We start from the raw sequence: 18,356 nt of genomic DNA, 5'->3' as shown, positions 1-18,356 counted from the left end.
CCCCTGACGGTCGGGTCCGACCTACGTCGTGGCGTGCTCACTGCGCCCACATCCGCACGTTGGCGTGGGCGGCGGCGCGGTAGTTCTCGTCCGCGGTGGTGGCGACGGCCCGCAGGGCGGCCAATGCCTCGTGGGTCTGCCGGGCGCCCGCCGCCCAGCGCCGGTGCGCGTCGGCCTGCTCCCCGGCGGCGACACCGCGCCAGACGGCGTGCACGCGGGTCATCCGGGCGTCGACGTCGGCCGCGACCTCCTCGAGGCGCGTGCCGCACGCCGCCATGCGCCGGACGAGCTCGGCCAGCAGATCGGTGTCGACGGCGAACGACGTCATGCGATGTGCCGCAGCTCGGTCGCCACGCCGGACTCGGTGGTCTCGTAGTCGGCGGCGGTGACGCCGAGCGCGTGCGCGATGCCGTCCAGCGCGGCGAGCAGCTGCCGCGCGCCGTCGGCCCATTCGTGCCAGCCGGCGGCGAAAGCCGTCGCCGCATGACCTCGCCACTGCCCGTCGAGCAGATCGCGGGCCGCGGTGTGGAGCCGGGTCAGTTCGGCGCGCCCCTCGGTCACGGCCTCCGCCACGCGCGCCTGCGCGGCCAGCAGCTCCGTGGGGTCGACCTCGTATCCGGACATCTCGGGCTCCTCCCTGGCGATGCCGGGGAGCGTAGGTCGTCCGGACGTCGGCCCGCTCGGTGTCGCGCACGGCCTGTGGATAACGTCGGGCGGCGGCGTCAGTAGCCTGACCTGGTGATCGACCTGAAAATCGTCCGGGACGACCCCGAGCACGCCCGAGCGTCGCAACGCGCCCGCGGCGCCGACCCCGGACTCGTCGACGCCCTGCTCGTCGCCGACGACGTCCGGCGCGCCGCCGTCTCGCGGGCCGACACGCTGCGCGCCGAGCAGAAGACGCTGAGCAAGCAGGTCGGCAAGGCGTCCCCCGAGGACCGGCCGGCCCTGCTGAGTCGCGCGAAGGGGTTGGCCGACGAGGTCAAGGCGGCCGAGGCCGAGCAGGGCGACGCGGACGAGGCGCTGCGCAACGCGCAGTTCGCGATCGCCAACCTGGTCGAGGACGGCGCTCCGCCCGGCGGCGAGAACGACTTCGTGACCCGCGAGCTGGTCGGCACGCCGCCCGCGGTCACCGACCCCAAGGACCATCTCGAGATCGCGGCCGGGCTCGGCGCCGTCGACACCGAGCGCGGCGCCAAGGTCAGCGGCGCCCGGTTCTACTTCCTCACCGGCATCGGCGCCCAGCTCGAGTTCGCGCTCGTCAACCTGGCGATGCAGCAGGCCACCGACGCCGGCCTCACCCAGGTGATCGCGCCGGCGCTGGTCAAGCCGGAGATCATGCAGGGCACCGGCTTCCTCGGTGCGCACTCCGACGAGGTCTACCACCTGGAGCGCGACGACCTGTACCTCGTCGGCACCTCCGAGGTCGCGCTGGCCGGCATGCACGGCAACGAGATCCTCGCCGAGCTGCCGCTGCGGTACGCCGGGTTCTCCTCCTGCTTCCGCCGCGAGGCCGGCAGCTACGGCAAGGACACCAAGGGCATCATCCGGGTGCACTGGTTCGACAAGGTCGAGATGTTCTCCTACGTCCGCGCGGACGAGGCACGCGAGGAGCACGAGCGGCTGCTCGCGTGGGAGCGGGAGTTCATGGACAAGCTGGAGTTCGCCTACCGCGTGATCGACGTCGCGGCCGGCGATCTCGGTTCGAGCGCGGCCCGCAAGTACGACATCGAGGCGTGGTTCCCGTCGCAGGGCGCCTACCGCGAACTGACGTCGACGTCGAACTGCACGACCTTCCAGTCGCGCCGCCTCAACATCCGCACCCGGGGCGAGAAGGGCAACGAGCCGGTGGCGACGCTCAACGGAACGCTGTGCGCCGCAGCCCGCACCATAGCCTGCCTGCTCGACCACCACCAGCAACCGGACGGTTCGGTCTACGTCCCGGCGGCGCTGCGCCCGTTCCTGGGTGGTCGCGACGTCCTGACGCCCCGATGATCAGGTTCGTCGCCACCGATATCGACGGGACCCTGCTGGGCAGCGACGGAGAGGTGTCGGCCCGCAACCGCGCCGCGCTCGACGCCGCCGCCGACGCCGGTCTGCACGTGGCCTTCGTGACCGGACGGCCGCCACGCTGGTTGGACGACCTGGTCGATGCGACCGGCCACCACGGCGTCGCCGTCGGGGCGAACGGTGCGGTGCTCTACGACATGGCGACCGAAGAGCTGCTGGTGTCGTACACCCTGGACGAGGCGCTTATGCGCGAACTTGCGAAATCTCTGCGCGCGGAGTTCCCCGGCGTCGCGTTCGCACTCGAGTTCGGGCACGGCTTCGCGGCCGAACCCGAGTACGTGCACGACTGGCAGATCAATCCGCGCACCGACCGGCGTGGCGTGGCGATCCCACCGCCCCGCATCGGCTCGCTCGACGAGATCGTCGACGGGCCGGCGGTGAAGCTGCTGGCGAAGGACCGCTCGGTCGACCCGGACGCGTTCCTCACCGCGGCCACCGAGGTCGTCGGTGACCGTGCGACGCTGACGCACTCGTCGTCCTACGGCCTGCTCGAGCTCTCTGCTCCCGGCGTCACCAAGGCGACCGGGCTGGCCGAGCTGGCCGAACGCCACGGCGTCGCGCCGCACGAGATCGCCGCGATCGGCGACATGCCCAACGACATCCCGATGCTGTTGTGGGCCGGTCGTTCCTACGCCGTCGGCAACGCCCATCCCGCGGTCAAGGAGGCCGCCGACGAGGTCACGGTCAGCAACGACGACGATGCGGTGGGCCGTCTTATCGAGTCGGTGCTCGCTGGGTACTGAACCTGCCTTCCTCGGCGAGTTGGTCGACGAACCACCCTGTTGATCAACCAACTCGCCGAGGAAGTGGGGTCGGTTCAGGACGGCGGGACGAGGGCCGACCGCAGCAGCTTGCCCGACGTGGTCTTGGGCAAGGCGTCGACGAACCAGATCCGCCGCGGGTACTTGTAGGGCGCGGTCTCGGCCCGCACGAAGGCCTGCAGCTCGGCAGCGAGGGCGGCCGAGGGCACGTGACCGTCACCCAGCACGACGGCAGCCGCCACGACCGCGCCGCGCTCGGCGTCGGGCACCCCGACGACACCGCACTCCCGGACGGCCTCGTGGCCGAGCAGCGTCGACTCCACCTCGGCCGGCCCGATGCGGTAGCCGGCGCTGATGATGACGTCGTCGGCCCGTGCCTCGAAGAACAACCAGCCGTCGTCGTCCTGCCGCACGGTGTCGCCGGTGTGCCAGCGTCCGGTGGGCGCCGCGTCACCGTCGTAACCGAGGAAGAAGGCAGGCAGCGTGCTCGGGTCGACGGTCAGCTCGCCGTCGACGACCTCGACGCGGACGCCCGGGAGCGGCCGACCCATCGACCCCGGTGGCGCGGTCTCGCCCGGCGGCGTCCCGGTGACCTGACCGGTCTCGGTCTGGCCGTACCCGTCGCTGATCTCGAGCCCGGTCTGCTCGCGCCACGTCGACCACGCCGGGACGCCGAGCGCCTCCCCGGCCGTCACGAGTCGCCGCAGCGACGGAACGTCGACGATCGGGCCGTGCCCGGCGATCAACCGGTACTCGGTCGGGGCCATGCACAGGACGTTCACACCGTGCCGCCGGACGGTGTCGAGCCGATGTGCCGCGTCGAAGCGGCGGTCCTGCACGAGCGCCGCCGCACCGCACCACCACGGCGCGATGAAGCAGTTGCGCGCGGACTTCGACCATCCCGGCGCCGCGGTCGACCAGACCAGCTCGCCGGGTCGCGCTGCCAGCCACTCCTGGGCCTGCAACCGCTGGCCCCACGCGTACCGCTGGCCGTGGCGGACCAGCTTCGGCTCACCGCTCGTCCCCGAGGTGAAGAGCACGAACGACGGGTCGGTGTCGTCGAGCTCGGCGTGGTCGGGGATGGTGACGGCCTCGACCGGGTGCGCGAACGTGTCGTCGACCCACCACACGGGCACGTCGAGACCCTCGAGGGCGGCCGCGTTGCGCGGGTCGGCGACGATCAGGGCGTGCCGCGCGCGTCGCACCCGCAGCGCGACGTCCTTCGCGCGCAGCATCTCGCTGCACGGCAGGACAGGCGCACCCAGCCACAGGCAGGCCAGCGTCAGCGCGACGTGGTCGGCGCCGTTGCCCTGCAGGACGAGCACGACGTCACCCTTGCCCACGCCGCGTGCGACGAGGCCGGCGGCCACCACGCCCGCGTCGTCGACGACCTCGCCGAACCGGAGCTCGCGGTCCCGCACGTCGTCGACGAGGGCGAGCGCGTCGGCCGGCCGCGTCGCGACGAAGTCCCGCACCCAGTTCGGCACCGCGGGGCCGGACTACAGGTACTGGCCCGTGCCGCGCGCCGACTCCTCGCCGGCCGCGGACGGCGCGACGAGCTGCCCGTCCGGGCCCACCACGATCTGCCGACCGCCGGCGCCGCCGGGGAGCTGACGCCGACCCGCCATCTGCTCGAGCTGGGCCCGAGCCGTCGCCTGCTGCGCGTAGATGGCCGTCTGGATGCCGTGGAACAAGCCCTCCAGCCACCCGACGAGCTGTGCCTGCGCCACGCGCAGTTCGGCCTCCGACGGCGTATCGCCCCCGAAGGGCAGGCTGAGCCGGTCGAGCTCGTCGCGCAGCTCCGCCGACAGTCCCGAGCTGAGTTCCTTGATCGAGGACTCGTGGATCTCGCGCAGTCGGCGGCGCCCCGCCTCGTCGAGCGGAGCCTGCCGGACCTCCTCGAGCAGCTGCTTGATCATGGTTCCGATCCGCATGACCTTGGCGGGCTGCTCGACCTGCCCCGTAATGTCGTCGGGGTCGTCGTCGCGGTCGGGCTCGTCACCGGTGGTGGCCAGCGCCTTGGACCTCCCGAACTCGACGTCCTGTTCTTCGGCGGGGTAGCCGACGGACGGGGTCGATGCGGGATGATCCTGGTCGTTGTCACTCACGCGTCCAGTCTGCCCGCGCGTGAAGACGGACGAACAGTGCGGTCGGCCGCGGACCGCACGTGAGGTGCACGTGGGGGTGAGACCGGGCGTGATCGGCGTCGATGTCGCACGGGTGCGCGGGCTGTACCCGACCCTCGCCACCAGGACGGCGCAGCTCGACGGGTCCTTCGCCGCGCTCCAGCCCGAGTCGGTGATCCGCGCCGTCATCGCCACGCTGCGCAGTGCGCCGGCGCAGCCCGGGTCCCGCTCGTCGCGGTCGCAGCAGTCGGCGACCCGCGTGCTGCGCGCCCGCCGTGCCGTGGCCGACCTGGTCCGCGCCGACCCGGCCGATGTCGTCCTCGGCCAGAGCGCCGGCTCGCTGCTGCAGCGCTTCGTGTCGCTGCTGGCCAGTGACTGGCAGCTCGGTGACGAGATCGTCCTCAACCGGCTCGACGCCGATCTGGTGACCCAGCCGTTCACCCGCGCCGCACGCAACCGCGGCACGGTGGTGCGCTGGGCCGAGGTCGACCTCGACACCGGCGACGTCCCGGCCTGGCAGTACGACGAGCTCGTCGGACGCCGCACGCGGGTCGTCACCGTGTCGCTGGCGAATCCGGCCACCGGCACCGTGCCCGACGTCCGGGCCATCGCCGACCTCGCGCACGAGCAGGGCGCGCTCGTCGTCGTCGATGCCGGCGTGGCCCCGCTGTACGCCCCGATCGACACCGAGGCGCTCGGCGCGGACCTGCTCGCCGTGTCGGCCACCGTCCTCGGCGGCCCCACCGCCGGGGCCGTCGTGGCGCGACCCGGCCTGCTGGACGAGCTCGGCGAACTGGACGACGCACCGGCCGCCGAGCGATCGGCGCTGCAGCGCTTCGAGAACTTCCCGCTGCCGGTCGAGCTGCTCGACGGCGTCACCGCGGCCGTCGACCATCTCGCCGATCTCGACGAGAATCCCGAGGGGACGAGGCGCGACCGGCTCGTCCGGTCGGTGACCGCATCGGCACGGTACGCCGGCGGCCTGTTCGCACACCTGGACGCCGAGCTGCGCGAGCTGCCGGGCGTGACCGTGCTGGGCGCCTCGGAACGCGCGCTCCCGGTCACCGCGTACACCGTGGCCGGCTGCTCGCCCGACGAGGTGGGCGCCTTCCTGCAGCGTCACGACGTCTCGGTCTGGACCGGCGCGTCCGGTCTGAGCGAGGTGCTGCGCGCCTTCGGCGCCGACGAGTTCGGCGGTGCGGTGTTCCTGGGCGTCATGCCCCACACCACGGCCGGCGAGGTCGAGCAGTTCGTCGACGCGATGCGCCAGCTCTGCCGGCGCTGACCGGCGGCCCGGCCGCCGGGCTCACCGCACGCGCAGCAGCACCTTGCCGATGTGATCGCTCGAGTCCACGAGCCGGTGGGCGTCGCCGGCGTCGTCCAGCGACAGCGTGCGGTCGATGATCGGGCGCACCTGCTCGGCCTCGATCATCGGCCAGACGGCGTGCTGGGTCTCGGCCACGATCTCGGCCTTCATCGCCGCCGGACGGGCACGCAGCCCCGCCGCATGGACGGTGCCGCGCTTCGTCAGCAGCGCCCCGAGGTCGAGCTCGCCCCGGACGCCGCCCTGCATCCCCAGGACGACGAGCCGGCCACCCGTCGCGAGCGCCGCCACGTTGCGGGGCAGGTAGGAGGCGCCCATGTTGTCCAGGACGACGTCGACGCCGCGGCCGTCGGTGTGCCGGTCGATCACCTCCACGAAGTCCTCGTCGCGGTAGTTGACGACGACGTCGGCGCCGAGCTCCCGGCAGAAGTCGAGCTTGCGCTGCGTGCCCGCGGTGGTGAGGACCTCGGCACCGCGGCCGTGCGCGATCTGGATCGCCGCCGTGCCGATGCCGCTCGACCCGCCGTGGACCAGGATGCGCTCGCCGGGCTGCAGCCGGCCCGCCTCGTTGCCGAAGACCATCGACCAGACGGTGCAGGTGACCTCCGGCAGCGCGGCGGCGTCGACCAGCGAGACGCCCGCCGGGACCGGGAGCAGCTGCCCGACCGGCACGGCCACCTTCTCGGCGTAACCGCCGCCGGAGAGCAGGGCGCACACCTCGTCGCCGACGCTCCACCCCGCGACCGTCTCGCCCACGGCCGCGATCGTCCCGGAGCACTCCATGCCGAGGATGTCGGACGCCCCCGGCGGCGGCGGATAGTGCCCCTGCCGCTGCAGCAGGTCGGCGCGGTTGATCGCCGTCGCCGCGACGTCGATGATCACCTCGTCGGCCTTCGGGGTCGGGTCCGGGACGTCCTGCACGGCGAGCACGTCCGGCCCGCCGAACTCGGTGATCACTACGGCACGCATGTCCTCGACCCTAGTGAGGGCGGTGCGGCCACCTCCCGGACGCCCGCGCCCGCCCTCCCCGGCAGTCTCGGATCCGAGACTGCCGACGTCGTGCCTGGCGGGGTACCTGTGGACACGGGACGCTGGTCGGATGCAGCGAGTCGCCGTCGGGACGGGCCCCCTGACCGAAGCGGACGTCGTCGCGGTCGCGCGCGACGGCGCAGGCGTGGAGCTGACGCCGGACGCGGTCGCCGCGATCGCCGCCTCGCGCCGCGTGGTCGAGGCGCTCGCCGACGACGTCGAACCGCACTACGGCATCTCGACCGGTTTCGGTGCGCTCGCCACCAAACACATCCCCACCGAGCAGCGGGCCCTGCTGCAGCGCTCGCTCATCCGCTCGCACGCCGCGGGCAGCGGACCCGAGGTCGAGCGCGAGGTCGTCCGCGCGCTGATGCTGCTGCGGCTCTCGACGCTGGCCACGGGCCGCACCGGCGTGCGTCCCGGCACCGCAGCCACGCTCGCCGCGCTGCTGGACGCGGGCATCACACCCGTCGTCCACGAGTACGGCTCGCTGGGCTGCTCCGGCGACCTCGCCCCGCTGTCGCACGTGGCGCTCGCCCTGCTCGGCGAGGGGATCGTCCGCGACGCCGAGGGCACCGCCCACCCCGCCGCGGACGCCCTGGCCGCGGCCGGCATCGAACCGGTCGTGCTGGCCGAGAAGGAGGGCCTCGCCCTCGTCAACGGCACCGACGGCATGCTGGGCCAGCTCCTCCTGGCCTGCCACGACCTCGACCTGCTGTTGCGCACCGCCGACCTCACCGCCGCGATGAGCGTGGAGGCGCTGCTCGGCACGGCCCGGGTCTTCGCCGCGGACCTGCAGTCGCTGCGCCCGCAGCCGGGCCAGGCCGTCGCCGCGGCGAACATGCGCGCCCTGCTGGCCGACTCCCGCATCGTCGCGTCGCACGCCGGGCCGGACTGCGTGTACGTGCAGGACGCGTACTCGATGCGCTGTGCCCCACAGGTGGCCGGCGCCGCCCGCGACACGCTCGCCCACGCGCGCCTGGTCGCCGGGTACGAGCTGGCGGCCGCCGTCGACAACCCGGTGGTCACGGCCGACGGCCGGGTCGAGTCCAACGGCAACTTCCACGGCGCGCCGGTCGGCTACGTCCTCGACTTCCTCGCGATCCCGGCGGCGGACGTCGCGTCGATGAGCGAGCGCCGCACCGACCGGATGCTCGACGTGGCGCGCTCGCGAGGCCTGCCGCCGTTCCTCGCCGCCGACCCGGGTGTGGACTCCGGCCACATGATCGCGCAGTACACGCAGGCGGCGCTGGTGTCGGAGCTCAAGCGGCTCGCGGTGCCGGCGAGCGTGGACTCGATCCCGTCGAGCGCGATGCAGGAGGACCACGTCTCGATGGGGTGGTCGGCGGCCCGCAAGCTGCGCCGTTCGGTCGACGCGCTGACGCGGGTGCTGGCCATCGAGCTGCTCACCGCCGCCCGGGCCCTCGACCTGCGGGCGCCGCTCACCCCCGGGCCGGGAACCGGCGCCGTGGTGGCGGCGCTACGCGAGACGGTCCCGGCTCCCGGCCACGACCGCTTCCTCGCCCCCGAGATCGAGGCCGCCGTCGAGCTCGTCCGATCCGGCCGGGCCGTCACCGCCGCCGAGACGGCGCTGGGCGCGGCCGTCGGCTGAGCGGCGCAGCTGCCACCACGCGACGAGCTCAGGCAAGCACACGGCGCAGGAACTCCACCTGCTCGACGACGGACTTCTCGAACACCTCGCCCACGTAGAGGTCGAAGTGCCCGCAGGGGAACGAGAGCAGCTCCGCCCGCGGCGCGCGGGCGGCGACCTCGTGCACCGGTTTGACCGGCGCGACGTCGTCCTGCTCGGCGGCGATGACGAGCATCGGACACGTCACCTTGGCGGCGTGACGCACCGGACGGTTCCGGGGCACCCGCAGGACGCCGCGGGCGCACAGCTCGTTGCGGAACGTCGGGCCGGCGATCGTCAGGTATCCCTGTTCGGCGGTGGGGGTCGAGATGACCGCGCCCGACCCGGGTGCGCCCACGATGGGCAGCATGACCGGCGGCCGGCCGCGCACGCGGCCCGCCACGTCGCGGAGCGCCGCCCGGGTCGTCGCCGCGGCCTTGCCCGGTCCCTCGCCGGTCTGGTTGCCGATGAGCGCGGCGAGGCCGTCCATCGCGGCGCCCTGGCTGATCACGGCGGCGACGCGCTGGTCGGCCGCCGCGACCGCGACCACGTGGCCACCCGAGTAGGACGACCCCCAGATCGCGACGCGGGCCGCGTCGACGCCCTTCCGCGCCCGGGCGTAGGCGATCGCGGCGTGGTAGTCCTCGCGGTGCCGTCGGTGGTCGACGTCCTGCCGCGGCTCGCCCTCGGACGTCCCGAACCCCCGGTAGTCGAAGACGAGGACGTCGGCGCCGGCCGCCGCGAACCGCTCGGCGAACGGCAGCAGGCCGGAGTCCCGGGTCGCCCCGAAGCCGTGCCCCATCACGACCACGGGCCGGCCGCGCGTGGTCGTCAGATCGTCGTTCAACGCGCGTAGGTACCAGGCCTCGCACCGCGTGCCGTGGCTGTCGAAGCTGATGGTCTCCATGTGAGCGGCCCCCCGGTCGTGCGCCCCGTCGTGACGGATTCGTTACAACCTGCCCGCACGGTTCGCGTCTGGCAAGGGCGACGGCGGGACGCGCAGTGCGGCGGCGACGAGCGGGAGCAGGGATCGGTCGATCGGCAGCCACTCGACCGACGCCAGCTCGGCCGCAGTCAGCCACCGCAGCGCGTCGTGGTCCTCGTGCGGCCGGGGTTCCCCGGTGACGAGACGCGCGGCGTAGAGCGACAGCCGGATCGGCGCCACCGTCGCGTCGCCCCGGGCCGTGCCGAGCCGCCGGTCGACCTCGACCGTGACGTCGAGCTCCTCACGGCACTCGCGCACCAGGGCCGCGCCGTCGCTCTCGCCGGGCTCGACCTTGCCGCCGGGGAACTCCCAGCCGCCGGCCAGGCGGTGCGGGGGAGCGCGTCGCGCCGCCAGCACGCGCGCGTCGCGGATCAGCGCGGCGGCGACGACCTCGATCACGGTGCGCGCGAGCCGCGCTCGCGTTCCTGGACCCGCAGTTCGTCGAGATCCTTCAGCCGGTCGAGGCCCCGTAGCGGCTGCGCGATCCGCTGGTTGCCCTGCAGCGCATCGCGGTTGCGGTCGAGGAACGCCCAGTACCCGGCGGTGAAGGGGCACGCGTCGTCGCCCACGCGCACCTTCGGGTCGTACCGGCAGCCGCCGCAGTAGTCGCTCATCCGGTCGATGTAGGCGCCCCCGCCGGCATAGGGCTTGGTGGCCATGACGCCACCGTCCGCGTACTGCGACATGCCGACCACGTTGGGAACCATCACCCAGTCGTACCCGTCGACGAAGGCGCGATGGAACCAGTCGGTGACCTGCGAGGGTCGCCAGCCACGCTGCATCGCGTAGTTGCCCAACACCATCAACCTCGGGATGTGGTGCACCCAGCCGTTTCGCTCGATATTGCGCAATGTGTCGGACAGGCAGGCGGCGTCGACGTGTTCGTGGTCCAGGTCGGCGAACCACGCGGGCAGCGTGCCACGCGCCCCGAGCTCGTTGCGTCGGCGGTACGAGCGCGGCTGCTGCCAGTACAGGTGCCAGACGTAGTCCCGCCACCCGATCAGCTGGCGGACGAACCCCTCGGCCGACGCGATCGGGACGTCACCCGCGCGGTAGGCCTCCTCGACACGGTGCACCACCTCGACCGGGTCGAGCAGGCCGAAGTTCAGCGGTGCCGACAGCAGCGAGTGCGACATCCACGGATCGGCGCGCAGGATCGCGTCCTCGTACGCTCCGAACGTCGGCAGCCGGTTCTGCGCGAAATCGCGCACTGCATGCAGCGCCTCGTCCCGCGACGCCGCGAACCGGCGAGGACCGTCCTTGCCGATGAACGAGACGTCGCCGTCACGCTCCCACCGGTCGAGGTCGTGACGCACCTCGTCGTCGATCTCGTCCTCGGTCGGCCACCACGGTTCGTCCACGCCGAGGGTCGGTTGCCGCGGCGGCGGTTCGCGGTTCTCGTGGTCGAAGTTCCACGTGCCGCCGGCGGGCTCGCTGCCGTCCATCAGCACGTCGAGGCGGCGACGCGCGTCCCGGTAGAAGTCCTCGAGCAGCAGCCTGCGCTTGCCGCGGCCCTCGACCCAGGCGGCGAACTCCGCCGAAGACGTCGCGAACCCCCGGGCGGGCGTCACCTCGACGTCGAGCGAGCGGACGAGGTCGAGCGCCGCATGGCTGGTCGGCCGGCACACGGTGAGCCGGTCGCGGGTGCGCCGGACGACCTCGCCGTAGGTGTCGGCCCGGACGTAACGGCACCGCTCGCCGAGCTCCGCCGCCCGGTGACGCATGGCGGAGAGCACGAGGTGTGCCTTCTGGCGATGGAACCGACGCCGGCGGAAGACCGCCCGCGACTCGATCAGCAGCACCGCGTCGTCGGGGTGGTCGAGGAAGTGGGGGCCGAGCTGGTCGCCGAACAGCCAGCGTCGTTCCGTCACGGCGTGGACCTACCCGCAATCGCGGACGCATACGCTGGGGTCGTCACCCAGGCCCCGAGCCGCCGAGGAACCGGTCGATGCCCGAGTCACCGCTCGCCCCCGAGCCCTACGACCTGCTGCTGCAGGGCACGGTCTTCCTCGACGTCGTGCTCACCGGGCTCGAGTCGCCACCCTCCCGTGGTGCCGAGGTGCTCGCGTCCGGCATGGGCTCGTGCCCGGGCGGCATCGCCAACCTCGCCATCGCCGCGAGCCGGCTCGGCCTGCGGACCACGCTGTCGGCCGCCTTCGGCGACGACCTCTACGCCGACTTCTGCTGGACGACGCTCGCCGAGCAGGAGGGCGTCGACCTCTCGCACTCGATGCGCTTCCCCGGCTGGCACTCGCCGGTGACGGTGTCGATGGTCCTCGACCGCGACCGCGCGATGGTCACGCACGCCCACCCGTCGCCGCTGCCGCCCACCACCATGCTGGGCGGACGCCCCGCTGCGGCGTTCGGCTTCGTCCACCTCGAGGCCGAGCCGCAGCCCTGGGTGGTCGAGGCCGCCGCCGGCGGCATGCGGCTGTTCGCCGACGTCGGCTGGGACCCGGTCGAGGAGTGGTCGCCGAAGATCCTCGACCAGCTCGAGCACTACTACGCGTTCCTGCCCAACAGCGTCGAGGCCATGGCCTACACCCGCACCGACGACCCGCACGACGCCGTGCACGCCCTGGCCGACCGGGTGCCGGTGGCCGTGGTGACGTGTGGCGGCGAGGGGGCGATCGCGATGGACGCGACGACCGGCGAGGAGGCGTGGGTGCCGACGTTCCCGGTGAACGCCCACGACCCCACCGGCGCCGGCGACGTGTTCGGCGCGGCGTTCGTGCTCGGGACGAAGTACGGCTGGCCGCTCGAGCGCCGGCTGGCGTTCGCCAACCTGTGCGCGGCACTGTCGGTCCAGAACGTCGGCGGTTCGCTCGCCGCGCCCGGCTGGGGCGACATCGTGGACTGGCTCGCCGGGATCCGGGGCCGCGCCGCGGCCGGCTCGACGACGGCCGCCGACGCGGTGTCGCGCTACGCGTTCCTCGACGACGTCGTGCCCGACGAGCACGCGTCGGTGCGGCGGGCGAGCGCCACGATCGCGCGCTTCTCCGACGCCTGAACCGTCGGGGCAGCAACGGCCGAGGCGTTCCGATGCGCCCGCCCGCGTGGTGGGATGTGCCCATGCACCTCGCCACGACCGACGCCGCGAACGCGCTGCTCGAGAAGGATCCGCTCGCGCTGCTCGTCGGCATGCTGCTCGACCAGCAGATCCCGATGGAGAAGGCGTTCACCTCGCCCGAGGTGCTGCGCGAACGGATCGGTGGGACGCTCGACGCCCGCGTGATCGCCGGGTACGACCCCGAGGCGTTCGAGACGCTGTTCCGTACCCCGCCGGCGCTGCACCGCTTCCCGGCGGCGATGGCCAAGCGGGTGCAGGCGCTGGCGCAGCTGCTCGTCGAGCGCTACGACGGCCGCGCCGAGGCGGTGTGGGAGGGCGTCGCGAGCGGTGACGAGCTCGTCGCCCGCATCGGCACCCTGCCCGGTTTCGGCGAGCAGAAGGCCAGGATCTTCGCCGCCCTGCTCGGCAAGCAGGTCGGCGTCCGGCCGCCGGGCTGGCGCGAGGCCGCCGGGCACTACGGCGACGAGGGCTCGCTGCGCTCGATCGCCGACGTCGTGGACGACGGCTCGCGCAAGGCCGTCCGCGCGTGGAAGCAGGAGCAGAAGGCCAAGGCGAAGGCCGCGGCGCAGGCCTGAGACGGCCCGCTACTCACACCGCGGCGAAGGCCGCGGTCCGCATCGTCTCGACCTCGTCGCCGAGCCGCTGCACGAGAGCGTCGTCGACGTCGCGGCCGCACACCCGCAGCCAGTTGGCGAGCATGCGGTGCCCGCCCTGCGTCAGCACCGACTCGGGGTGGAACTGCACGCCCTCGATCGGCAGCGTGGCGTGGCGCAGGGCCATCACCACCCCGCTGGGCGTGCGGCCGGTGACCACGATCTCGGCCGGCAACGCGTCCTCGGCCACCGTCAGCGAGTGGTAGCGGGTCGCCGTGAACGGCGACGGCAGACCGGCGAGGACCCCGGTCCCGTCGTGGACGACGTCGCTGGTCTTGCCGTGCAGCAGCTCGGGGGAGCGGACGACGGGTGCGCCGAAGACGGCCCCGATGGCCTGGTGCCCGAGGCAGACGCCCAGGAGCGGCATCCCTCGCTCCGCACAGGCGCTGACGAAGGCCATCGACGTGCCGGCGTCCTCGGGCGTGCCCGGGCCCGGCGACACCAGCACGCCGTCGACGCCGAGCGTCCCGAGCTCGCGCGGGTGCACCGAGTCGTTGCGCCGCACGACGACCTCGACCCCGAGCTGGCCGAGGTACTGGACGAGGTTGTAGACGAAGCTGTCGTAGTTGTCGACGACGAGGATGCGGGTCACGGTGTCACTCCCCGGGGACGGTGACCTGGTTGATGGGCAGATGCGGCTCGATCCACGGGAAGACGACGAACAGCAGCAGCGCGCACACCCCGGCGACCAGGACGAGCACCTGCAGCAGCTTCACCGCGATCGGCCCCGGCAGGTGACGCCAGATCCACGTGTACATCAGCCCGAGACCTCCGAGTACAGCGCGCGCACCGGCGCCGGCATGGCCGCGACGTGCTTCTTCGCCGCGTCGAGCGCGGAGTACTTGCCGGCGTACTCGGCGTGGACGATCATCCGCTTCGCGGCGGTGAACTTCGGGTGGCAGGTCGTCATGGTCATGAGCCGTTCCACGGGCCGGTCGTTCTCGTGGTTCGGCACCGGCAGCAGGACGCGACCCGCCGACGGGGGCACGATCTCGCGGCCGGGCACCGTGACCGAGCCGCCGCCGGCGATCCGCACCCGCGCCGAGGCCCGTTGCGGGTCACTGCCCGCGGCCGAGCCGAGGACGCGGTACACGTACCAGGTCGTTCGGGTCTCGACGACCACCGCGTCGTGCACCCGCAGCTTGTCGAGGTTGAGGAAGGGCTCGCCCTTGCCGACGCGGTGCCCGGCGACGCCGAAGTTGCCGACCTGGCCGGGCATCGCGGTGCGCGTGTAGTGCCCGGGGCCCTTGTCGAGCTCGTCGAGCCCCGTGCCCTCGACGATCGTCCAGTGGTAGTCGCTGCCCAGCCGCGGGATGTAGATGTTCGCCACGCCGGTGCCGAGCGGGATCGTGCTGCTGCGGTTGCCCGGCAGGTCGAGCGTGGGGTCCTCCCACGTCCGCTCCAGCTTCTGGGCGATCTTGTCGTTGTCGCCGCGCGCGTAGATGTTGGTGACCCACACCTCGTAGACGACGAACAGCAGGACGACGAGGCCGAGGGTGATGAGGGTCTGCCCGATGCCGCGCAGGACGAAGCGCACCTTGTCGGCGGTGCTCGTGCCGGTGTGCTCCGGCGACGCCGCCGGCGGCGGGTCCTCGACCATCGTGTCGTCCATCGTGTCGTCCTCACCTGCCCGGGCGGGCGTAGGTCAACGTCAAGGGCCCGTGATAGGCGGGCAGCGTCATCGCGTCGGTGGTCTCGACGGTGTAGCCGAGGCCGTAGTAGCCCGCGGCCTCCTTGTAGGTGCGGACACCGTCGGACGCGTCGAGCCTCTCCAGCATTGTCCGTGACGGCCCGATCGCCGCAACCCGGAAGGGCGGGGAGTAGACCTCGCCGTTGAGCAGCAGGGTGTTGCCGACGCAGCGCACCGCGGACGTGGCGATGACCCGCTGGCCGGCGATCGTCATGGCCTCGGCACCGCCGGCCCACAGCGCGTTCACCACCGCCTGCAGGTCGGACTGGTGGACGACCTTCTGGTTCGCCGTCGCGGCGTCGTCCCCGGTCTGTCCGCTGCCCTGGTCCGTCGTGTCGGCCGGCGCGTCGTCCAGCACGACCTCGACGCCGGGGCCGCGGACGGCGCGCAGCCCGCCGGGCACCCGCAACGGCGCGACGCGCTGCTGCGCGCGCCGTACCGCGGAGTCGCCGGCACCCACGTCCGCGGTCAACCGGTTGACCTCGTTCTGCAGGGCGCGGACCCGCTCGTCGGCGACCCGGACCCGGTCCTCGGCGCCACGGACCGTCCCGGCCAGGCTCGTGACCGACGGTGCCCGCAGGTCCGTGCCGCCGGAGTCGCGGGCGCTGGCCGCGAACCCCACGCCCGCCGCGAGGCACACCACCGGCACCAGGACGCGCCACGCGTCCCGGCGTCGGATCCGGGCGGGAAGCCGCATTCGCTCAGGTCACCTCCGCAGGGTGGCGTCTACGCTAGTGGCAGCCCGCGGCAACCGTGCCGCCCGGACCCGTCGTGTCCGCAGCCGCCTGAGATGGAGAGAGCTCGTGCCCAAGTCGAAGGTCCGCAAGAAGAGCGACGCGCCGCTGCGCACGACGTCGAGCGCCACGCGTACCCGGCAACTCGCACCGAGCCCCACCTGGTACCCCGTCGTCATGGCCGTCGTGCTGCTGCTCGGCCTGGCTTACCTCGTCGTCTACTACCTCACCAACCAGGGCACCTCGCCGCACGTGCCGCTCATGCACGACCTGGGCGCCTGGAACTTCGCCATCGGCTTCGGCGTCATGCTGCTCGGCCTGATCATGGCCGTCCGCTGGCGGTGACGACGCTCGTCCACATCGTTTTCCACGCCTGTGATTACACGCGTGTAGTTCCCCACAGCTGGGGACAACCCTGTGGATGAGCCGATCCGGCACGCCCCGAGCGTGCGCTTCGCCCCCGACCGCCGGGTGACCGCGGCCGCCGCGGTGGGCGCGCTCGTCGCGGCCGTCCTCGCCGCCGTCACCGACGACGCGGCCGGCCGGCTGCTGCTGCTCGTGGGCGTGGTCGTCCTGCTCGCCCTCGTCGCCGGCGATCTCGTGTTCTCGCCGCGGCTGGTCGCCGACGCCGGCGGCGTCGTCGTCCGCTCCCCGCTGGCCAGGGTGGCCCTGCCGTGGCCGCAGATCGAGGCGGTGCGCGCCGACACCCGTGACCGGCTCGGTCTGCGCAGCACCACGCTCGAGGTCGACGCCGGCAGCACGCTCGTGGTGTGCAGCAGACGCGCGATCGGTGCCGATCCCGCCGCCGCCGCGGAGCTCATCAACGCCTTCGCCCCACCCGGCGCCGGCCGGAGCGTCAGCTGAAGGTCGCCGTCCGCACCACGACGACCACGACCGCGAGGACGAGGACGCCCACCAGCCCGCCGACCTGCAGCCGCGTGGGCACGCGGGCCCGCGAGTGCGGCAGCCCACCGATCACGACCGCGCAGAGCACACCGGTGACGAAGCCGCCGATGTGACCGAGGCGGGAGATGCCGGCCACCGAGAAGGTGATCGCGAAATTGAAGCCGATGGTCGCGATGAGCCACCGCGGATCGAAGCCGAGTCGACGCACGAGCAGCAGACCGGCGCCGAAGAGTCCGAAGATCGCCCCCGACGCGCCCGCGGTCGCCGCGAGCTCGTCACCGAACGCGTACACCGCGGCGCCGCCGCCGAGCGCGCCCAGCAGGTACACCGCGCCGAACCGCCACCAGCCCAGCAGCCGTTCCAGCGGCGGCCCGAGGACGACGAGGGCGAGCATGTTCGCCGCGATGTGCAGCGGGTCGAGGTGCAGGAACGCCGAGGTGAGCAGCTGGTAGTAGTCGCCGCCGTCGACGCGGGGCGGGAAGAGCTGCAGGTCGATGAACAGCTGCGAGTTGGTGGGATCGCGCAGCGTCCCGGGGTGTTGCAGGCCGGTCGCGAGGTACCCGACGACGTTGAGGGCGACGAGGATCGCCGTCATGAACGGCGGCGCCCGCAGGATGCGGGCGCCGACGCTGGTGCGCTGCGGCCGGATCGAGCGGGCGCCGCTGCGCGCGTCGTCCGGGCAATGGAAGCCGACCGATGCCGGCCGCATGCACTCGGGGCAGATCGGTCGGTCGCAGCGGACGCAGCGGACGCCCGTCTCGCGATTCGGGTGCCGGTAGCAGTGGGCCAGCTCGGTGGTGCCGGCGCCGGTGCCGTCGGGAAGAGTCATGCCACGTCGGGACGCCGGCTACTCGACGGTGACGGAGTTGATGGTGATCGGGTTGACCGGCTTGTCGTTACGACCGGTCTTGGTGGTCGCGATGGCGTCGACGACGGCGCGGCTGTCGGCGTCGGCGACCTCGCCGAAGATGGTGTGGCGCCGGTTGAGGTGCGGCGTCGGGCCCACCGTGACGAAGAACTGCGAGCCGTTGGTGTTGGGTCCGGAGTTCGCCATGGCGAGCAGGTAGGGCCGGTCGAAGCTCAGCTCGGGGTGGAACTCGTCGGCGAACTTGTAGCCGGGGTCGCCGTACCCCTCGCCGAGCGGGTCGCCGCCCTGGATCATGAAGCCCGAGATGACGCGGTGGAACACCGTGCCGTCGTAGAGCGGGTCGCTCGTCGTCGTGCCGGTGCCCGGGTGGCGCCATTCCTTGGCTCCCGTGGCGAGGTCGACGAAGTTCTTCACCGTCTTCGGCGCGTGGTCACCGAACAGGGTGATGCGGATGTCGCCGGCGGAGGTGTGCAGCGTCGCGGTCTGGGTGGGCATGAGTCCAATCCTGCCACG

The 18,356-nt window shown here is 72.9% G+C and carries 22 protein-coding genes; 8 read left to right on the top strand and 14 right to left on the bottom strand.

Annotated features, from left to right (window positions below):
• Nucleotides 1-37: 37 nt before the first annotated feature.
• Both BUE29_RS08415 and BUE29_RS08410 read right to left on the bottom strand, forming a co-directional pair.
• Entirely contained in the window at nucleotides 38-328 is a 291-nt protein-coding gene (locus BUE29_RS08415; RefSeq protein ID WP_073388530.1) for a WXG100 family type VII secretion target, read from the bottom strand.
• Nucleotides 325-624, bottom strand: coding sequence for a WXG100 family type VII secretion target (locus BUE29_RS08410; RefSeq protein WP_073388527.1), 300 nt, complete (start codon nucleotides 622-624; stop codon nucleotides 325-327). Before BUE29_RS08410 ends, BUE29_RS08415 begins: the two co-directional genes overlap by 4 nt.
• A gap of 114 nt (nucleotides 625-738) precedes the next feature.
• Here BUE29_RS08410 and serS point away from each other — a divergent pair, with 114 nt between their 5' ends.
• Together serS and BUE29_RS08400 are read left to right on the top strand one after the other, a co-directional pair.
• On the top strand, nucleotides 739-1,992 hold the full coding sequence (gene serS, locus BUE29_RS08405; protein WP_073388524.1) for a serine--tRNA ligase: 1,254 nt from the start codon (nucleotides 739-741) through the stop codon (nucleotides 1,990-1,992).
• Nucleotides 1,989-2,810: an HAD family hydrolase gene (locus BUE29_RS08400; RefSeq protein ID WP_073388522.1), complete on the top strand. Its 822-nt coding sequence runs from the start codon at nucleotides 1,989-1,991 to the stop codon at nucleotides 2,808-2,810. Before serS ends, BUE29_RS08400 begins: the two co-directional genes overlap by 4 nt.
• 74 nt (nucleotides 2,811-2,884) lie before the next feature.
• Here BUE29_RS08400 and BUE29_RS08395 read toward each other — a convergent pair whose 3' ends face one another.
• On the bottom strand, nucleotides 2,885-4,303 hold the full coding sequence (locus tag BUE29_RS08395) for an acetate--CoA ligase (RefSeq protein ID WP_073389576.1): 1,419 nt from the start codon (nucleotides 4,301-4,303) through the stop codon (nucleotides 2,885-2,887).
• A 24-nt stretch (nucleotides 4,304-4,327) separates the two neighbouring features.
• Nucleotides 4,328-4,843 carry a bacterial proteasome activator family protein gene (locus BUE29_RS21370; RefSeq protein WP_073389575.1) on the bottom strand — a complete coding sequence of 172 codons (516 nt, stop codon included), beginning with the start codon at nucleotides 4,841-4,843 and terminating at the stop codon, nucleotides 4,328-4,330.
• A 181-nt stretch (nucleotides 4,844-5,024) separates the two neighbouring features.
• Between BUE29_RS21370 and BUE29_RS08385 the strand changes: the two genes are divergently transcribed.
• Nucleotides 5,025-6,239, top strand: a complete 1,215-nt coding sequence (locus BUE29_RS08385) for an aminotransferase class V-fold PLP-dependent enzyme (RefSeq protein WP_159440849.1) — start codon at nucleotides 5,025-5,027, stop codon at nucleotides 6,237-6,239.
• A gap of 21 nt (nucleotides 6,240-6,260) precedes the next feature.
• On the opposite strand, the gene BUE29_RS08380 is transcribed toward BUE29_RS08385, so the two are convergent.
• Nucleotides 6,261-7,247: an NAD(P)H-quinone oxidoreductase gene (locus BUE29_RS08380; protein ID WP_073388519.1), complete on the bottom strand. Its 987-nt coding sequence runs from the start codon at nucleotides 7,245-7,247 to the stop codon at nucleotides 6,261-6,263.
• Between the two features lie 130 nt (nucleotides 7,248-7,377).
• On the opposite strand from BUE29_RS08380, the gene hutH reads away from it, so the two are divergent.
• Entirely contained in the window at nucleotides 7,378-8,919 is a 1,542-nt protein-coding gene (hutH, locus tag BUE29_RS08375; protein ID WP_073388517.1) for a histidine ammonia-lyase, read from the top strand.
• Between the two features lie 28 nt (nucleotides 8,920-8,947).
• On the opposite strand, the gene BUE29_RS08370 is transcribed toward hutH, so the two are convergent.
• Genes BUE29_RS08370 through BUE29_RS08360 form a run of 3 tightly spaced genes read right to left on the bottom strand, consistent with a single transcriptional unit; the run spans nucleotide 8,948 to nucleotide 11,793 of the window.
• On the bottom strand, nucleotides 8,948-9,844 hold the full coding sequence (locus BUE29_RS08370) for an alpha/beta hydrolase (protein WP_073388515.1): 897 nt from the start codon (nucleotides 9,842-9,844) through the stop codon (nucleotides 8,948-8,950).
• A gap of 42 nt (nucleotides 9,845-9,886) precedes the next feature.
• Nucleotides 9,887-10,321, bottom strand: a complete 435-nt coding sequence (locus tag BUE29_RS08365) for a (deoxy)nucleoside triphosphate pyrophosphohydrolase (protein WP_073388512.1) — start codon at nucleotides 10,319-10,321, stop codon at nucleotides 9,887-9,889.
• Nucleotides 10,318-11,793, bottom strand: coding sequence for a cryptochrome/photolyase family protein (locus tag BUE29_RS08360; protein WP_073388510.1), 1,476 nt, complete (start codon nucleotides 11,791-11,793; stop codon nucleotides 10,318-10,320). The genes BUE29_RS08365 and BUE29_RS08360 overlap by 4 nt, the downstream gene beginning before the upstream one ends.
• A 77-nt stretch (nucleotides 11,794-11,870) precedes the next feature.
• Here BUE29_RS08360 and BUE29_RS08355 point away from each other — a divergent pair, with 77 nt between their 5' ends.
• A complete protein-coding gene (locus BUE29_RS08355) occupies nucleotides 11,871-12,932 on the top strand; it encodes a PfkB family carbohydrate kinase (protein WP_073388507.1) in 1,062 nt (353 codons plus the stop codon).
• A 62-nt stretch (nucleotides 12,933-12,994) separates the two neighbouring features.
• Nucleotides 12,995-13,567, top strand: a complete 573-nt coding sequence (locus tag BUE29_RS08350) for an HhH-GPD-type base excision DNA repair protein (RefSeq protein WP_084180844.1) — start codon at nucleotides 12,995-12,997, stop codon at nucleotides 13,565-13,567.
• A 13-nt stretch (nucleotides 13,568-13,580) separates the two neighbouring features.
• Here the strand turns inward: BUE29_RS08350 and BUE29_RS08345 are convergent, their stop codons facing one another.
• Genes BUE29_RS08345 through BUE29_RS08335 form a run of 4 tightly spaced genes read right to left on the bottom strand, consistent with a single transcriptional unit; the run spans nucleotide 13,581 to nucleotide 16,032 of the window.
• Complete coding sequence (locus BUE29_RS08345) at nucleotides 13,581-14,237, bottom strand: aminodeoxychorismate/anthranilate synthase component II (RefSeq protein ID WP_073388502.1); 657 nt, start codon at nucleotides 14,235-14,237, stop codon at nucleotides 13,581-13,583.
• 4 nt (nucleotides 14,238-14,241) lie between these two features.
• Complete coding sequence (locus BUE29_RS22775) at nucleotides 14,242-14,403, bottom strand: hypothetical protein (protein ID WP_200800103.1); 162 nt, start codon at nucleotides 14,401-14,403, stop codon at nucleotides 14,242-14,244.
• Entirely contained in the window at nucleotides 14,403-15,257 is an 855-nt protein-coding gene (locus BUE29_RS08340) for a class E sortase (protein ID WP_073388499.1), read from the bottom strand. The genes BUE29_RS22775 and BUE29_RS08340 overlap by 1 nt, the downstream gene beginning before the upstream one ends.
• 10 nt (nucleotides 15,258-15,267) lie before the next feature.
• A complete protein-coding gene (locus BUE29_RS08335) occupies nucleotides 15,268-16,032 on the bottom strand; it encodes a DUF881 domain-containing protein (RefSeq protein ID WP_073388496.1) in 765 nt (254 codons plus the stop codon).
• A 106-nt stretch (nucleotides 16,033-16,138) separates the two neighbouring features.
• Between BUE29_RS08335 and BUE29_RS08330 the strand changes: the two genes are divergently transcribed.
• Both BUE29_RS08330 and BUE29_RS08325 read left to right on the top strand, forming a co-directional pair.
• Nucleotides 16,139-16,414, top strand: coding sequence for a cell division protein CrgA (locus BUE29_RS08330; protein WP_073388492.1), 276 nt, complete (start codon nucleotides 16,139-16,141; stop codon nucleotides 16,412-16,414).
• 72 nt (nucleotides 16,415-16,486) lie between these two features.
• A complete protein-coding gene (locus tag BUE29_RS08325) occupies nucleotides 16,487-16,933 on the top strand; it encodes a PH domain-containing protein (RefSeq protein ID WP_084180843.1) in 447 nt (148 codons plus the stop codon).
• Here BUE29_RS08325 and BUE29_RS08320 read toward each other — a convergent pair.
• Both BUE29_RS08320 and BUE29_RS08315 read right to left on the bottom strand, forming a co-directional pair.
• Nucleotides 16,926-17,804, bottom strand: coding sequence for a rhomboid family intramembrane serine protease (locus BUE29_RS08320; RefSeq protein WP_073388488.1), 879 nt, complete (start codon nucleotides 17,802-17,804; stop codon nucleotides 16,926-16,928). The two genes, BUE29_RS08325 and BUE29_RS08320, sit on opposite strands and share 8 nt — an antisense overlap.
• Before the next feature lie 18 nt (nucleotides 17,805-17,822).
• Nucleotides 17,823-18,338: a peptidylprolyl isomerase gene (locus BUE29_RS08315; protein ID WP_073388485.1), complete on the bottom strand. Its 516-nt coding sequence runs from the start codon at nucleotides 18,336-18,338 to the stop codon at nucleotides 17,823-17,825.
• Between the last annotated feature and the right edge of the window lie 18 nt (nucleotides 18,339-18,356).

Source organism: Jatrophihabitans endophyticus (assembly GCF_900129455.1).
In the GTDB taxonomy this organism is placed as follows: domain Bacteria; phylum Actinomycetota; class Actinomycetes; order Mycobacteriales; family Jatrophihabitantaceae; genus Jatrophihabitans; species Jatrophihabitans endophyticus.
This window is presented reverse-complemented; position numbering and strand designations above follow the sequence as displayed.

Coding starts and splice junctions, on each gene's coding strand:
- BUE29_RS08335 (WP_073388496.1), bottom strand. CDS start 16,032: ATGCGGCTTCCCGCCCGGATCCGACGCCGGGACGCGTGGCGCGTCCTG.
- BUE29_RS08410 (WP_073388527.1), bottom strand. CDS start 624: ATGTCCGGATACGAGGTCGACCCCACGGAGCTGCTGGCCGCGCAGGCG.
- BUE29_RS08350 (WP_084180844.1), top strand. CDS start 12,995: ATGCACCTCGCCACGACCGACGCCGCGAACGCGCTGCTCGAGAAGGAT.
- BUE29_RS08400 (WP_073388522.1), top strand. CDS start 1,989: ATGATCAGGTTCGTCGCCACCGATATCGACGGGACCCTGCTGGGCAGC.
- BUE29_RS08370 (WP_073388515.1), bottom strand. CDS start 9,844: ATGGAGACCATCAGCTTCGACAGCCACGGCACGCGGTGCGAGGCCTGG.
- BUE29_RS08355 (WP_073388507.1), top strand. CDS start 11,871: ATGCCCGAGTCACCGCTCGCCCCCGAGCCCTACGACCTGCTGCTGCAG.
- hutH (WP_073388517.1), top strand. CDS start 7,378: ATGCAGCGAGTCGCCGTCGGGACGGGCCCCCTGACCGAAGCGGACGTC.
- BUE29_RS08340 (WP_073388499.1), bottom strand. CDS start 15,257: ATGGACGACACGATGGTCGAGGACCCGCCGCCGGCGGCGTCGCCGGAG.
- BUE29_RS08320 (WP_073388488.1), bottom strand. CDS start 17,804: ATGACTCTTCCCGACGGCACCGGCGCCGGCACCACCGAGCTGGCCCAC.
- BUE29_RS08315 (WP_073388485.1), bottom strand. CDS start 18,338: ATGCCCACCCAGACCGCGACGCTGCACACCTCCGCCGGCGACATCCGC.
- BUE29_RS22775 (WP_200800103.1), bottom strand. CDS start 14,403: ATGTACACGTGGATCTGGCGTCACCTGCCGGGGCCGATCGCGGTGAAG.
- BUE29_RS08380 (WP_073388519.1), bottom strand. CDS start 7,247: ATGCGTGCCGTAGTGATCACCGAGTTCGGCGGGCCGGACGTGCTCGCC.
- BUE29_RS08415 (WP_073388530.1), bottom strand. CDS start 328: ATGACGTCGTTCGCCGTCGACACCGATCTGCTGGCCGAGCTCGTCCGG.